Raw genomic sequence first — 14,496 nt, 5'->3', positions numbered from 1 at the left:
ACTGTCTTATTAAGGCATGGTATATCAACAAAAAAACATTTTAAAAAATATAAATCATTAAAATTAAATAGATATGAGTGGATCAGGAGGGGGCGAATATGTACCACCACAAAGAGCAAAATTTGATTGTGAAACAAGTCAAATTATCACAATTCTTTCTAGTATTGATTTAGTAGTCTTGAAAAAACTATCTGTCGAAAATATTTTAGAAATTGAAATTGGCAAAAATGAAGCGTTGATTGTTCTCAATGCAGATGGAGAAATAATTGGATCTATAGTTCATCCTAGTACTGCTGATATTATTGAATGTATTAAAATTGGGAATCATTATGAGGCAGAAATAATTGAAATTAATTATCCTGCTTGTAAAGTAAAAATAAAGAGGTCATGATTTCAGTAATTGGTGGCACATATCGCGAAATAAACTATGATGATATTTCAATGGATATTTATGGTTCTGGATTCAGATGCTGCAAATTTCTATTAGAAAATAATTGTGCTGTAAATTATTTCACAAGTGGTAATGATGAAGTTGTAAATTATTTAAAAGAGAACGTAAAAGTTTATACTAATTTCAAATTTGAATGCACTAAGAGCGACAATTTAATAACCTTTAAATATAGCTTTGCTTTAGATAATCCAAATATTTATCCAAGCATTTTAAGTTTAAAAAGAACAGAAAACATTCAGGTTATTAATGAAAATATTATTTGTTATGGAATGTTAGAATCAGAGTTTACTGCAAATGGGAAAAAAGTTATTTATGACCCACAAACACCTATAAAACCTAAAAAATTTAGTGAAATTGGTAAGGCGGAGCAACTTATTTATATTGTCAATTTAAATGAGGCAAAGGCAATTTCTTCTTGTAACGATATTGAAGATATGAAAAATTATTTTTTAAATGAAGAGAAAGCTTTTGCAGTAATTATAAAAAACGGACCATTTGGTGCTAAGCTTTTTTATAAAGACAGTGTATTCCATATCCCTTCTTTTGTTACCAAGAATATAAATAAAATAGGTTCTGGCGATGTTTTTACTTCAAGTTTTGGATATTATTGGATGATTAAAAATCTTCCACTGGAAGATTGTGCAATACTTGCATCAAAAACAACTTCTTTATATTGTGATAAGAAAGTATACATTGATTCACTGGAATTTGATTATGATTTTATTGAATTTGACGGGAATGATTTAAAGAACAAACAAGTATATATTGCTGCGCCCTTTTTTTCAATCGCGGAATTAATTTTAATAGACAAGATTAGGGATGCATTTCTTGAATTTGGCATTAAAGTTTTTTCGCCTTTCCATGATATTGGATTAGGAAATGATGAATCTATTGCTGTGAAAGATTTAGAAGGGATTAAAAACTCGGATATTATATTTTGTGTCTTTGATAATTTAGATTCAGGAACATTAATAGAATCTGGTTTTTCATTAGCTATGAATAAAAAAATAATTTGTTACCACAGAACTTGTGAAGATTCTGAATTATTAATGTTAAAGCCAGGTAAAGCAAAAATATTCCAAAATTTAACAACAGCTATCTATCATACAATATGGAATCTTTAAAAAAAGGCATTTTATTATCTGGTGGAATTGATTCAATATGTCTTGCTTATGGTATAAAACCAGAAATTGCTTATACTATTGATTATGGACAAACAGTAGCGAAAAGAGAGATATATGTTTCCCAATACATCTGTAAAGAATTAAATATAGAGCACAAAGTAATTAGTGTTGATTGTAAAAGTTTAGGTTCTGGAACTTTAGCAAATTCAAAAAATTTAATTTTTTCTCCATCTGACGAATGGTGGCCATACCGAAACCAATTGATAATTACTTTGGCTCTTATGCAAGGTATTAAAGATGGTATAAATGAACTCCACTTAGCAACAGTAAAATCAGATGGATTTCACAAAGATGGAACAGCAAAATTTTATGAATATATAAATAAATTAGTTGCTTATCAAGAAGGCAAAATATCAATTAGATGTGAAACTAATAATCTATTCAGCCATGAGTTGGCAATTAAATATAGTGTTCCCGTCGAACTTTTATCTATTGCTCATTCATGCCATGTTTCGAATATTGCATGTGGCAATTGTTCTGGTTGTATAAAACAAATGAGAGTAAGATTTGAACTAAAAATAGATTAAAATACATAATACATGAAAGTAGATTTGAATAAAACATTTACAATTAAGAGGTTAAGTGTCCTAAAATAATTTATAGGTCATTTGTACCATCCTAAAAAAATGTGATTTTCCAGAAAGAAATTAAAATGATTTGCATTGCTATTATCTTTGAAGAATTTTCTTGTTTAAAGATGCTGTTTTTAGCTTGAAAATAAACTTTTTTTCTATCTTTAAACCAGATTAACTGTGTAAGCCAATTCAATGATTAACCAAAACCCCGAACAAATCGCCAGAGACCATATCGACAGACAGTTGATCGCTTGCGGGTGGATTATACAGGATAAAAAAAGAATTAACTTAGCTGCTGGTTTGGGAATTGCCATTCGGGAATACCAAACGGATATTGGTCCAGCAGATTACGTTTTGTTTGTTGATAAAAATGCGGTTGGAATTATTGAAGCCAAGCGGGAGGAAGAAGGCATTCATCTGACTTCTGTTGAAGAGCAATCGTCTCAGTATGCCAATGCCAAACTCCGATTATTGAACAACGATCCTTTACCGTTTGTGTATGAAAGCACAGGCGAAGTGACCCGTTTTACCGATTATAGAGATCCTAAACCACGTTCTCGGAATGTATTTACCTTTCACCGACCAGAAACTTTTTTACAATGGTTAAAAGAAACAAAAACTTTACGAGCACGTTTACATGATATTCCTGTCCTGCCTATTGACGGTTTGCGTGATTGCCAAATTACTGCTATTACCAATTTAGAGCAATCTTTCAAAGAGCAAAAACCAAAAGCTTTGATCCAAATGGCAACGGGTTCCGGCAAAACTTTTACGGCGATTTCTTTTGTATATCGCTTATTGAAATATGCCAAAGCCAAACGCATTCTCTTTTTGGTTGACACCAAAAACTTGGGCGAGCAGGCCGAAGGCGAATTCCGTTCCTACACCGCCAGTGAAGACAACCGTTTGTTTACTGAATTGTATGGCGTAACCCGTTTGAGCAGTTCTTTTATTCCGAATGACAGTCAAGTGTATATCAGTACGATTCAAAGGATGTATTCTATTTTGAAAGAAACTGACTTGGACGAAAGTGCCGAGGAGGAAAATCCGAACGAAAGAACTTTCGAAACTAAAACGGCTGTTCCTGTCGGTTACAACGAAAAAGTGCCTATTGAGTTCTTTGACTTTGTAGTGATTGACGAATGCCACCGTAGTATTTACAATTTGTGGAAACAAGTCTTGGATTATTTTGATGTCTTTCAAATTGGGTTGACGGCAACGCCAGACAACAGAACCTTTGGTTATTTTAACCAAAACTTGGTTTGTGATTATGGTTATGAAAAAGCCGTGATTGATGGCGTATTAGTGCCCTACAATGTATTTACGGTTGAAACCCAAATTACCAAAGGAGGAAGCGTCATCAAACTGGGCGAAAAAGTAGACAAACGAAAACGACTCACCCGCAAGAAGTTCTGGGAATCTTTGGATGAAGATGAAGTTTATAGTGGCAAACAATTAGACAATGACATTGTAAACCCAAGTACGATTCGTACCATCATTAGAGCTGTAAAAGACAATTTACCTGCCATGTTCCCCGATCGTATGGATGAAAAGGGTATTTTCGAAGTGCCAAAACTATTGGTATTTGCCAAAACCGATTCCCATGCCGAAGACATTATCGAAATGGTACGTGAGGAATTTGGAGAAGAAAATAAATTCTGCAAAAAGATAACCTACAAGAGTGACGAAGACCCAAAATCGGTCTTACAACAATTTCGTAACGATTATTACCCACGTATTGCGGTCACGGTAGACATGATTGCGACGGGAACCGATATTCGTCCGCTTGAAGTCTTGTTGTTTATGCGCGATGTAAAAAGCCGTTCGTATTACGAACAAATGAAAGGCCGTGGAACCAGAACCTGTTCTGTAGAAGAATTGAAAGCCAAAGGAACACCTTCGGCAAAATTTAGCAAAGACCATTTTGTGATTATTGATGCCATTGGTGTCGAAAATTCGCAGAAAACCGATAGCCGACCGCTAGAAAAAGCGCCTGGCATTTCCTTGAAGGATGTTTTGGCCAATGTAGCAATGGGAAACACCTCCGAAGACATGTTGACTACCCTTGCCAATCGTTTGATTCGTTTGGAACGCCAACTTTCCGAGAAAGACAAACTCAAGTTTGCCGAACAAGCCAATGGTTTTACGATCCATCATATTGTAAAACAATTGCTCAATGCCTACGATCCTGACGCGATTGAAAAAGTAGAACAAACGACTAAAGGCGCTATGCGAGGATTTCCTCCTATAGAGATTGATGTGGCTATAGCCAAAGGAAAACAGCAGTTGATAGAAGATGCCGTTGCGGTTTTTCATAATCCTGACTTGCGCGATTTTATTGTGGATATTCGCAAGCAATACGACCAAATTATTGATGTAGTCAATATGGATGCCATTACCAAAATTGGCTGGGTAAAAGACCATGCCGAACTAGCCAAAGTGGTAATCACCGATTTCAAAGCTTGGATACAGTTGCACAAAGATGAGATTACGGCTTTGCAAATTTTTTATACTCAAGATTATAAAAACAGAAGCTTGACTTATAAAATGATTAAAGACCTTTATGAATTGTTGTTGATTGAAAAACCAGCCATTAAGTTGCCCGTTTTATGGGATGCTTACGCCACTCAAGAAGATACCGAAGCCGAAGGAAAACGGATACAGCGAATGCCAAGAACCGAAAAACCCAAACAAGAATTGGTTTTGTTGGTTTCATTATTGCGAAAAGCCATAGGAACTGATGAATGGCTAACGGGTTATGATAAAACAGTAGACCGTAATTTTCAAGAATGGGTGTTCAAGAAACAAGCGGGAACTTTAAAGTTTACCGAAGCCCAAATGCAATGGCTGCGCATGATGAAAGACTATGTAGCCAATAGTTTTAGTATAGAGAAAGACGATTTTGATTTAAGTCCATTCAATGCCGAAGGCGGCTTGAGTAAAATGTGGCAGTTGTTTGGCGAAGAAATGGATGCCATAATTAGTGAATTAAATGAGGTGTTGGCGGCCTAATAAGCTATTAATTTTATACTTAAACGTTAATACAAATAGCTATTTTAACCTAAAAGTACTTTTTGTAGTGTCGATTATAGAAATAAGTATTACTTTTGCAAAAGAATAGAGATGAATTTTACATTCAAAAATAAAGAATTAGAAAAATTATATATAACAGGAAAGTCGAAGAAATTAAAACTTCCCAACGATATAATTGATAAATTCTTTGCCAGAATACAACAAATTGAGGCTGCGAATGATATTTATGATTTATGGAATGATAAAGGGTTGAATTTTGAGAAAATGACAAATACCGAAAACTCCTATTCCATGCGATTAAAAATAAAATACCGTCTTGAAATGGATATTGATTGGAATAATGAGGAACTGACTATTGGTGATTTCATTATAACAGAAATTTCAAATCATTATTCTTAAAAAATAACGAACGTTATGGCAACTACACAAAAATTAAGACCCGCAAGAAAATTTGGACCCGGTTATTTTATTCGGGAACAGATGGAATATAGAAGCTGGACGCAAGAAGAGCTTTCAGAAGTCATTGGTATGACTATAAAGCATGTGAATAAAATTTTGCAAGACAAACAACCCATTACATTAGAAACCGCAAAAATTTTGGCCGAAGTATTTGATACTTCTCCTCAGTATTGGATTAATCTGGATTCTAACTATAGATTATGGTTGGATTCCGAGCCATCTGAAAAAGAAAAACAAGCAGAACTAAAGGCAAATCTTTATGAAAGAATGCCTATTCGGGATATGATTGCCAAAAACTGGATACCCGCTTTTTCGAGTGTTCAGGAATTGTATGCAAACCTTTTGGATTTCTGGAATACCACAACACTCGATTTTGAAGAATGGGACAAACAAATTGTGCCACTTTTGGCTCGAAAATCGGAGAACTTTAATCAATACAAAGCGTCTTATACCTATACTTGGTATCACAAAGCCTTGCATGTGGCTAGTGGTTTCTCGGTGCCACAATTTGACAAAACGGCTTTAGAGGATTTATACAATTCCATAAATGTGTATAGCATTCAAGAAAACGGAATGAATAATTTTTTAGAAAAACTAAACCAAATAGGGGTTGTCTTTTTTGTATTGCCTCATTTGCAAAAAACGTATCTGGATGGAGCAGCCTTTTACTATCAAAACAATCCTGTAGTGGTGTATACCGCCAGATACAAACGTATTGATAACTTTTGGTTTACCATGGCGCATGAAATAGCACACATTTTATATCATCTAGACGAAAACAACAGTTTTTTTCTTGATACTTTTAGTGCCGACGAAGTCAATGAGCTAGAAATAGAAGCCAACCAAAAAGCAGCCGAAAAATTGAAATACCAAGAAATCTCAGATTACTTAAAACCCAAGCTCAATTATCTTTCTAAGCAAGACATCCTTAATTGTGCCCAAGCGTTGGTAATTCATCCCGCATTGATCATAGGCAAATTGGCTCATGATAAAACCATCTCTTTTGCCAACCAAAAATTATTTAATGAAAACGTCCTGACACTTTTGGACGAAAAGTATATTGTAAATGTCACATAATAAATTACCGAAGGATTGGAAAATAAAAAAATTGGAAGATTTGTTAGATTATATCCAACCCACAAAATATATTGTTAAATCAACTGATTATGATAATAGTTACAAAACTCCAGTTTTAACTGCAGGAAAAACTTTTGTACTGGGGAAAACCAATGAAACGGAAGGCATTTTTGAAAACTTACCTGTTATAATTTTTGATGATTTTACTACTGCAAATAAGCTTGTAAACTTTAAATTTAAAGTAAAATCATCAGCAATGAAGATTTTAAAACCAAAGGATGAAAATGTAAATTTATTATTTGTCTTCTATTTTATACAAACGATAAGAATTTCATTTGATACTCATAAAAGGTATTGGATTTCTGTATTTTCTAAATTACCAATAGCTTTACCTCCTCCCGAAACCCAAAATGCCATCGTCTCCAAAATAGAAGAACTTTTTAGTGAGTTAGACAAAGGCATCGAGGATTTAAAAACCGCACAACAGCAACTCAAAACCTACAGGCAAAGTGTTTTGAAATATGCTTTTGAAGGGAAGTTGACTGAAGAATGGAGAAAAAAAGAAAATAATTTAAATACTGCCAATGCTTTATTAAAGAAAATACAAGTAGAGAAGGAAAATGAAGCAAAAAGAATAGGAAAAAAATTAAAGCCTACAAATTCGCTGACCGTTAATGACATTTTACAATTATCAAAATTGCCTGAGAATTGGAAATGGGTAAGTTTAGGTGAGGTAATTTCTGATTTAACGGATTATCACGCAAATGGAAGTTATGTTAAAATAAAAGAGAATGTACAGCTGCTTGATATACCTGATTATGCAATAATGATTAGAGCAACTAATTTTGAGAAAAATAATTTCAATAAAGATTTAAAATACATTACCGAAGATGCATACAATTATATGTCAAGAAGTAAGTTGTTTGGCGGAGAAATTTTAATTGGTAAAATTGGAAATGCGGGTAAAATATATTTCATGCCTAAGTTAAATTCTGCTTCATCACTTGCGATGAATTTATTTGCGTTAAGATTTAATGTTGATGTAAATAAATATATTCACTATCACCTATTGTCGTCCTTTTCGCGTCAAGAAATTTCAAAATATGTAAAAGGTGTTGGAAATCCAACTATTGATAAAAATTCTATACGAAGTTTAGCAATAGCGTTGCCATCTTTCGAAGAACAGCACCAAATTGTCCAAGAAATAGAAAGTCGTTTGAGTGTCGCAGATAAAATGGAGGAAAGTATTACTCAAAGTCTGCAACAAGCCGAGGCTTTGAGACAGAGTATATTGAAAAAGGCGTTTAAAGGAGAACTTTTATAACTAAAATAATATTATGACATTAGAAGATTCATTAAAGAGAGCTGCACATAAAATTTGGGATGAATTAGAGCCAATTGACCCTAATCCAAAATATCATATTCATGAAATCAGGGAGGAAGGTTTGACATCTATGGCTTTAAAAGAACTTGTACGTGCACAATGTCCAGCAATTGAGAACATAGAAATGATTGGTGCGACAAAAGAAAAAATCGCTGGTTATGACTTTGAAATAGCCATTGGAAGTAAAACTCAAGGAAAATATGTAAGAATGTTTTTTCAAGGGAAAACTTTAAAAGGAAAGAGAATTAACAGTAAATACAACGAAATTGATTTTAGTCAAACTGAAAAATTAATATCATATTCAAGAGATAAATCAAGTTTAGGTATGTACGGTTTTTACAATCATCTTCAAGAAAGCAGCCTTACATTAGCTAATCATTATAATTCTGCCACACCTTTTGATATGAAAAGTCTGGGCATTACCATTGCAGCAGCATATTCAATAAAAATGCTCCAAACTAAAGAATTTTCGAAATATCATGATAATAATGGAAGTCGTATTTCGCCGAGACTATATGCATTACGTCATTTTACTCATTTGTTCTACTTTCACAAACATTCAAATAGGCATCTTTCAGTTCCTTTTCATGAACTCTCGTATTTTACTATAGATTTTGCGGAACAAATTAATCAAATGTTTAGAATATTTCAATCTAGAAATAAAACTAATTTTTTCTTTTTCTTTTTTCCGGGATTGGAAAAGTTTTTTGAAGGAGACGATCTGATACCTATAATGACAACTAATAGTGATTATTTGGTAGAAGATTTTTACAAAAGAAATGAAAGTAAAGCTGAAAACGATTTTTATAATCCTCAAGCACTAATCATAATTGACACAGATGAAATTGAAGATGACAGCGAAGAATAATTTTTAAAGCAACATCACATTTAAAATATGTAAAACTCACAATTATATTTAATCTTTTAATTATAAAAAAATCTAATGGACATCTCACCAGACAAACAAAATATCGACCGTGTTTTTTCTAACACAACTTATCACATTGATTTTTACCAAAGGCAATATAAATGGAATGAAGAGCCAGTAAAAAGATTATTGGAAGATGTATTCTATAAATTTAATGAGGAATACAAAAAACATAAAGATTCAGATATTGCTTTAGATCAATTAATTTCAAAATATTCTTGGTATTATTTAAATACCTATGTTACTAATGTTATTGATGGAAAAATATATGTAGTTGATGGACAACAAAGACTGACGACGATTACACTTATATTGATTAAGCTTAAACATTTGGCGGAATTGCAACAATCAGAATTAATTGATTGGGTTAAAAATAAAATCTCTGGTCATACAGGATTCAAAAAAGAATTTTGGATGAATCATGAGGCTCATAAAGTTGCAATGCAAGGTTTACTTGATGGAACACCCGCAAATAGTATAGATATCTCAAGTGGGATTACGGCTCAGAATATGGTTTTAAACTATCAAATCATATCAAAATGGATGGATGCTGAATTTTCAGAAGACTTACACAAACTTGAATCTTTTATATTCTTCTTCCTAAATAGACTAGTATTGATCAACCTAGCTGTTGAACAAACTGAAGTTCCAATGGTCTTTGAAGTTATTAATGATAGAGGAGTAAGGCTAAAACCATATGAAATTCTAAAAGGGAAACTTTTAGGTCAAATAGATAAAGATGAGCTTATTAAGTTGAAAATAAATGATGTTTGGGAAGAACAAGTAAAAAAAATAAACAATTTTAGAGAAGATGAAATTGATGAATTTTTTAAATATTTCTTAAAAGCAAAACTGGCTGATACCAGGGGACTCGCACAAAAATTTGACAAGGATTATCACAGGGTAATGTTTGAAGATGAATATGACAAAATATTACAGCTTAAGCATAATGCAAAAGGTGTTAAAAAATTTATTCAAAATGATTTTATATATTATACAAATCTGTATCAAAAGATATTTAATTATTCTGTAAGTTTCAATGAATTACAACCTTACGTACACTACAATAGTTTAACATCAATGAACACTCAGTTCTTACTTATAATGTCTGCTTGTGAAATTAACGACATAGAAGAAGAAAATAAAATATTAGTAGTCAGTCGCCAGTTGGACCGTATGTTTTGTTTGTTACAACTACAAAGAAGTTATAATAGTAATTCGTTTTCAACTGAGATTTTTAAAATAAGTGTTGAATTAAGAAATCAATCAATATCTAAAATCAATGAGGTTTTTGACAAATATTTAATTCAGCATATATCTGATATAAAAGGAATAAATGTTGACACAATTTTCAATTATTCATTTTTTAAAGAAACTGGTATAGAGCTAGAAAAGCGTTTTAAGAGATACTTTTTTGCACGTATAGAAAAATTCATTGCTGATAATACAAAATTAAATATGAAACATAATTTTTATGACCTTATACAAAATACAGGGTATAAAAATGGTTTTCATGTTGAGCATATTTTATCTTATAATGATGAAAATAGAGCCCATTTCGATAATGATGAAGAATTATTTGAAAGAGAGAGAAATAGACTTGGTGGTCTGTTATTGTTAAAGGGAGCTGATAATATTTCGAGTAATAATGAAATCTATAAAAAGAAATTAAAGTCATATGCAAATACTCTTTATTGGAATGAAACCTTAAGAGAGGATACATATAAGTCAAAGCTAGACTTTTCAAAAATGATAGATAATTATAATCTAAAGTTTAGACATATGGATCAATTTGGAAAAGAAGAATTAGAAGAACGTCACAAACTTCTATTTGATTTAATTAAAATAATTTGGAATTAATAATGAGCAAAGATAATTCAGCAAACACTTCGAGTATAGTTAGTAAAGTATGGGCATTTTGTCAAACCCTTAGAGACGATGGCGTGGGCTATGGTGATTACCTAGAACAATTGACCTATTTGTTGTTCCTGAAAATGGCAGACGAATACAGCAAACCGCCACACAACAGGGAAATGCCAATTCCTGAGGTATTTGCTTGGGAAACCCTGACAACCAAAAGTGGTACGGAGCTAGAGTCGCATTACAATATTATGTTACGTGAATTGGCCAAAGAAAAAGGGATTTTAGGACAAATCTTTGTCAAGAGCCAAAACAAAATACAAGATCCAGCCAAGTTGTACAAACTCATCGCGCTCATCAATGCCGAGAACTGGATCTTGATGGGCGTGAAAGACAAAGGCGATATCTATGAAGGTTTATTAGAGAAAAATGCCGAGGATACCAAGAGTGGTGCAGGGCAGTATTTCACCCCTCGTCCCTTAATCAAAGCGATGGTCGAATGTTTGCGTCCGGAACCGTTAAAAACGATTGCAGATCCTGCTTGTGGTACGGGAGGATTTTTTCTTGCTGCTTACGACTGGATTGTCGAGCATAGAAATTTAGATAAAGAGGCTAATAAATTCTTGAAATACGAAACCTTTTTCGGAAATGAGATTGTCGCCAGTACCAGACGTTTGGCATTAATGAATTTGTTTTTGCACAACATTGGTGATATTGATTCGGATAATTTTATTTCGCCAAACGATTCCCTGATTACCGATTCGGGCACGCGCTACGACTATATTTTGGCCAATCCTCCTTTTGGTAAAAAAAGTAGCATGACGTTTACCAATCAAGATGGTGAACAAGAGAAAGAAGATTTGACCTATAACCGTCAGGATTTTTGGGTCACTACGAGTAACAAGCAATTGAACTTTGTACAGCACATCCGCACGATGCTTAAAACAACCGGAATGGCAGCCGTGGTGTTACCCGATAATGTTTTGTTTGAAGGCGGAGTGGGTGAAACGGTTCGTAATAAGTTATTGGAAACCACCGATTTGCATACCATATTGCGTTTGCCAACCGGAATTTTTTATGCCAATGGTGTAAAAGCCAACGTATTGTTTTTTGATGGAAAGCCCTCCAGCAAAGCCGTCTGGACCAAGGAAACCTGGGTATATGATTACAGGACTAATGTCCACCATACCTTAAAGAAAAACCCATTAAAACTAAGTGATTTAAAAGATTTCATAAACCTTTACAATCCAGAAAACAGACACAAACGCAAAGAAACGTATGATGCTGAAACTAACCCCGAAGGACGTTGGAGAAAGTTTACCTATGATGAAATCATTGCAAGAGACAAAACGAGTTTGGATATCACTTGGCTAAAAGACAAATCATTGGCTGATTTGGACAATTTACCGGATCCCGATGTTTTGGCTTTGGAGATTGTGGAGAATATTGAGGCGAGTTTGGATAGTTTTAGAGCGATTATAGCTAGTTTGAAATAGTAAAATTTGAAATAATAATTTATAAAATATAGTTTATGGTTTTTATACCCGTAATGGAAATTTCAGGTAAAATAATGACGCTGATAGAAGATGCAGAAAAGGAATTAATAATTGTATCTCCTTATGTTGATATAAAGAATTGGGATAAATTAAAAAGATGTTTAAAAAATGCAATTGCAAGAAAAGTAGAAATTACTTTTTATGTTAGAGAAAATGTCAAACAAGATTTAGAACCTATAAGACAATTGAATGTTAAAATAGTTTTTGTTAAAGACTTGCATGCCAAAATTTATTTGAATGACACCTATGGGATTGTATCTTCTCAAAATTTATATCAATATTCAGATATAAATTCTATTGATTTTGCCTATACTACAGAAACAGATAAAGAACGTAATCAATTGGTAAAATTAATTGATAAGTATTTAAAGAACTCAAAAGTTGTAGGAGAAACGATTTTAGATACAAAAGTGGAAGTTGAAGAGGAACTTAATAATGAGGTTATTATTGAAAAAGATGAAATCAAAAAAAATATTTTCCCTTTAAACGAGATAGATCTAATAAGAGTTAAAGAATGGTTTCAGGAAATTTTTCCTGAAATTAAAATTAACAGTACAAACCAATATGTTTATTGCAATAACTTATTTCCCTGTGGAGACGTTATGTTCAGAGAAGGATTTGAGATTCGCTTTTTTTTTAATGTAGAAAATAACGATCGATTTATAAAAATTATACAAGAACTTAGTTTTGATAATAATAATTATAAGTACGAGAGAATTTTAATTACAAAAAAACCTCAGTCTCCAATATTAATCTTTGTTCCTCAAGAAGTAACTGATGTTCAAAAATTGATATATGATTATGTTTTTATGACCAAAACAATTTTAGATAAAACGAGAAATATTAAGATTCAAAATATGTTTTACTAGTAAAGTAAATAGCAAACTACCTAAAAAATATACCTAATCAGTATCTTTTTTTTTACATCTTTTATTCCAACTATCATTATGATACCTATTCTTCAAATACTCATAAAATTCTCCTCTTAGATAAAGTCCTATAAACCATATCACAACTAGGCCTATAATTTCATACCATTCCATATTTTGACTTTTTAGTTAAGATCAAAATATGCGTTTTTATTTTTTATTTAGGATGCAATTCGGGAATTTAAATATGCAATTATGAGTATTGTAAAAAACAAAAAAGATGCCTGGGCATCTTATATCTCATCAATTGTAAATAGATCTTTAATAGAAACATTAAGTCCTTTAGAAATCATTAATAATGTTTCTAATTTTGGGTTTGTTACACCCCTTTCTACTTCTCCGATTGTTTTTTTTGCAACATTAGATATCAAACCTAATTCTTCTTGAGAAATAGGTTTCCCCGTATCAGGATTTATGACCCTTTGTCGAAGCTCTTGAATTCTAATTCCTAGTGCTTCCTTTTCTGCTATGAAATTATCGTTATTCATAAAAGTAAATTTCATTTTTAAAAAAGAAAATATAGGACACCTGTAGGTTACTTTTGAAATAATTTTATATATTTGTATTACAAATACATCATAAGATGTATTTTTGCGATTCTTCATATAAAAAATATTTGAAGCATTCGCTTTGAATCTCGTTATCGAAAACTGGCGTTTAAATAACCACGAGATGATAAGTACGATGCTCACGTCACTGGCGTGGGCTCACTTATTCGTGGTAAGGTACCGCCAGTACCCCGATAACGATATAAGCTGAGTTCCATGCCTTTTTTTATGCCTATTATTTAGGTAAAAACTCCAGCTTTTATTCTTAGCGTTTATCCCTTCATCAATTTTTATTGTCTCGCAGCAGTTTAAACCGCTAAAATCCGTATGCCTATGAAATAAATACCATCTACTTAATGCCTGTGCTGATTCGTTTTTTGAATTAGTGTTTCGGTGCAGGCTTGTTTTTTAGTTATGCGTTGTGAGTTGTGAATGCGATAAAGAAACAAGAACAAAGATGCAAGAGCAAAGAATAAAGAATTAGGATTAGTGATTTAACAATTAAAAATATG

12 protein-coding genes are annotated in these 14,496 nt (G+C 32.5%); 11 read left to right on the top strand and 1 reads right to left on the bottom strand.

The annotated features are described in order from the left end of the window. The first annotated feature begins 73 nt into the window (after positions 1 to 73). From B0E44_RS04585 to B0E44_RS04535, 11 genes are all read left to right on the top strand, one after another. Positions 74 to 391, top strand: coding sequence for a hypothetical protein (locus tag B0E44_RS04585; RefSeq protein ID WP_077371023.1), 318 nt, complete (start codon positions 74 to 76; stop codon positions 389 to 391). Beyond that, positions 388 to 1,575, top strand: a complete 1,188-nt coding sequence (locus B0E44_RS04580) for a PfkB family carbohydrate kinase (protein ID WP_077371022.1) — start codon at positions 388 to 390, stop codon at positions 1,573 to 1,575. Before B0E44_RS04585 ends, B0E44_RS04580 begins: the two co-directional genes overlap by 4 nt. Further along, positions 1,563 to 2,162, top strand: a complete 600-nt coding sequence (locus tag B0E44_RS04575) for a 7-cyano-7-deazaguanine synthase (protein ID WP_077371021.1) — start codon at positions 1,563 to 1,565, stop codon at positions 2,160 to 2,162. The genes B0E44_RS04580 and B0E44_RS04575 overlap by 13 nt, the downstream gene beginning before the upstream one ends. 240 nt (positions 2,163 to 2,402) lie before the next feature. Further along, a complete protein-coding gene (locus tag B0E44_RS04570) occupies positions 2,403 to 5,222 on the top strand; it encodes a DEAD/DEAH box helicase family protein (RefSeq protein ID WP_077371020.1) in 2,820 nt (939 codons plus the stop codon). A 111-nt stretch (positions 5,223 to 5,333) separates the two neighbouring features. Beyond that, complete coding sequence (locus B0E44_RS04565; protein WP_077371019.1) at positions 5,334 to 5,642, top strand: type II toxin-antitoxin system RelE/ParE family toxin; 309 nt, start codon at positions 5,334 to 5,336, stop codon at positions 5,640 to 5,642. 15 nt (positions 5,643 to 5,657) lie between these two features. Then, a complete protein-coding gene (locus tag B0E44_RS04560; RefSeq protein ID WP_077371018.1) occupies positions 5,658 to 6,779 on the top strand; it encodes a helix-turn-helix domain-containing protein in 1,122 nt (373 codons plus the stop codon). Further along, a complete protein-coding gene (locus B0E44_RS04555) occupies positions 6,769 to 8,103 on the top strand; it encodes a restriction endonuclease subunit S (RefSeq protein ID WP_077371017.1) in 1,335 nt (444 codons plus the stop codon). Before B0E44_RS04560 ends, B0E44_RS04555 begins: the two co-directional genes overlap by 11 nt. Positions 8,104 to 8,116: 13 nt before the next feature. Continuing rightward, the gene (locus B0E44_RS04550; protein ID WP_077371016.1) at positions 8,117 to 9,031 is read left to right on the top strand and encodes a DUF6615 family protein; all 915 of its coding nucleotides are present in this window, start codon (positions 8,117 to 8,119) and stop codon (positions 9,029 to 9,031) included. A 75-nt stretch (positions 9,032 to 9,106) separates the two neighbouring features. Next, complete coding sequence (locus tag B0E44_RS04545) at positions 9,107 to 10,951, top strand: DUF262 domain-containing protein (RefSeq protein ID WP_077371015.1); 1,845 nt, start codon at positions 9,107 to 9,109, stop codon at positions 10,949 to 10,951. A 2-nt stretch (positions 10,952 to 10,953) separates the two neighbouring features. Then, positions 10,954 to 12,447 (top strand): class I SAM-dependent DNA methyltransferase, encoded by a 1,494-nt coding sequence (locus B0E44_RS04540; RefSeq protein ID WP_077371014.1) that lies wholly within the window; start codon positions 10,954 to 10,956, stop codon positions 12,445 to 12,447. Positions 12,448 to 12,482: 35 nt separating this feature from the next. Next, positions 12,483 to 13,376 (top strand): hypothetical protein, encoded by an 894-nt coding sequence (locus B0E44_RS04535; RefSeq protein WP_077371013.1) that lies wholly within the window; start codon positions 12,483 to 12,485, stop codon positions 13,374 to 13,376. Between the two features lie 293 nt (positions 13,377 to 13,669). On the opposite strand, the gene B0E44_RS04530 is transcribed toward B0E44_RS04535, so the two are convergent. Continuing rightward, a complete protein-coding gene (locus B0E44_RS04530) occupies positions 13,670 to 14,041 on the bottom strand; it encodes a helix-turn-helix domain-containing protein (protein ID WP_254423247.1) in 372 nt (123 codons plus the stop codon). Between the last annotated feature and the right edge of the window lie 455 nt (positions 14,042 to 14,496).

Source organism: Flavobacterium sp. A45 (assembly GCF_002001005.1).
GTDB lineage: Bacteria > Bacteroidota > Bacteroidia > Flavobacteriales > Flavobacteriaceae > Flavobacterium.
Note: the sequence above shows the minus strand (reverse complement) of the source record. Positions and strands in the feature narration are given on the sequence as shown.

Excerpts from the sequence above, each read along its gene's own strand:
- B0E44_RS04545 (WP_077371015.1), top strand. The coding sequence starts at position 9,107 with ATGGACATCTCACCAGACAAACAAAATATCGACCGTGTTTTTTCTAAC.
- B0E44_RS04530 (WP_254423247.1), bottom strand. The coding sequence starts at position 14,041 with ATGAAGAATCGCAAAAATACATCTTATGATGTATTTGTAATACAAATA.
- B0E44_RS04580 (WP_077371022.1), top strand. The coding sequence starts at position 388 with ATGATTTCAGTAATTGGTGGCACATATCGCGAAATAAACTATGATGAT.
- B0E44_RS04535 (WP_077371013.1), top strand. The coding sequence starts at position 12,483 with ATGGTTTTTATACCCGTAATGGAAATTTCAGGTAAAATAATGACGCTG.
- B0E44_RS04575 (WP_077371021.1), top strand. The coding sequence starts at position 1,563 with ATGGAATCTTTAAAAAAAGGCATTTTATTATCTGGTGGAATTGATTCA.
- B0E44_RS04555 (WP_077371017.1), top strand. The coding sequence starts at position 6,769 with ATGTCACATAATAAATTACCGAAGGATTGGAAAATAAAAAAATTGGAA.
- B0E44_RS04585 (WP_077371023.1), top strand. The coding sequence starts at position 74 with ATGAGTGGATCAGGAGGGGGCGAATATGTACCACCACAAAGAGCAAAA.
- B0E44_RS04570 (WP_077371020.1), top strand. The coding sequence starts at position 2,403 with ATGATTAACCAAAACCCCGAACAAATCGCCAGAGACCATATCGACAGA.
- B0E44_RS04550 (WP_077371016.1), top strand. The coding sequence starts at position 8,117 with ATGACATTAGAAGATTCATTAAAGAGAGCTGCACATAAAATTTGGGAT.
- B0E44_RS04540 (WP_077371014.1), top strand. The coding sequence starts at position 10,954 with ATGAGCAAAGATAATTCAGCAAACACTTCGAGTATAGTTAGTAAAGTA.
- B0E44_RS04560 (WP_077371018.1), top strand. The coding sequence starts at position 5,658 with ATGGCAACTACACAAAAATTAAGACCCGCAAGAAAATTTGGACCCGGT.
- B0E44_RS04565 (WP_077371019.1), top strand. The coding sequence starts at position 5,334 with ATGAATTTTACATTCAAAAATAAAGAATTAGAAAAATTATATATAACA.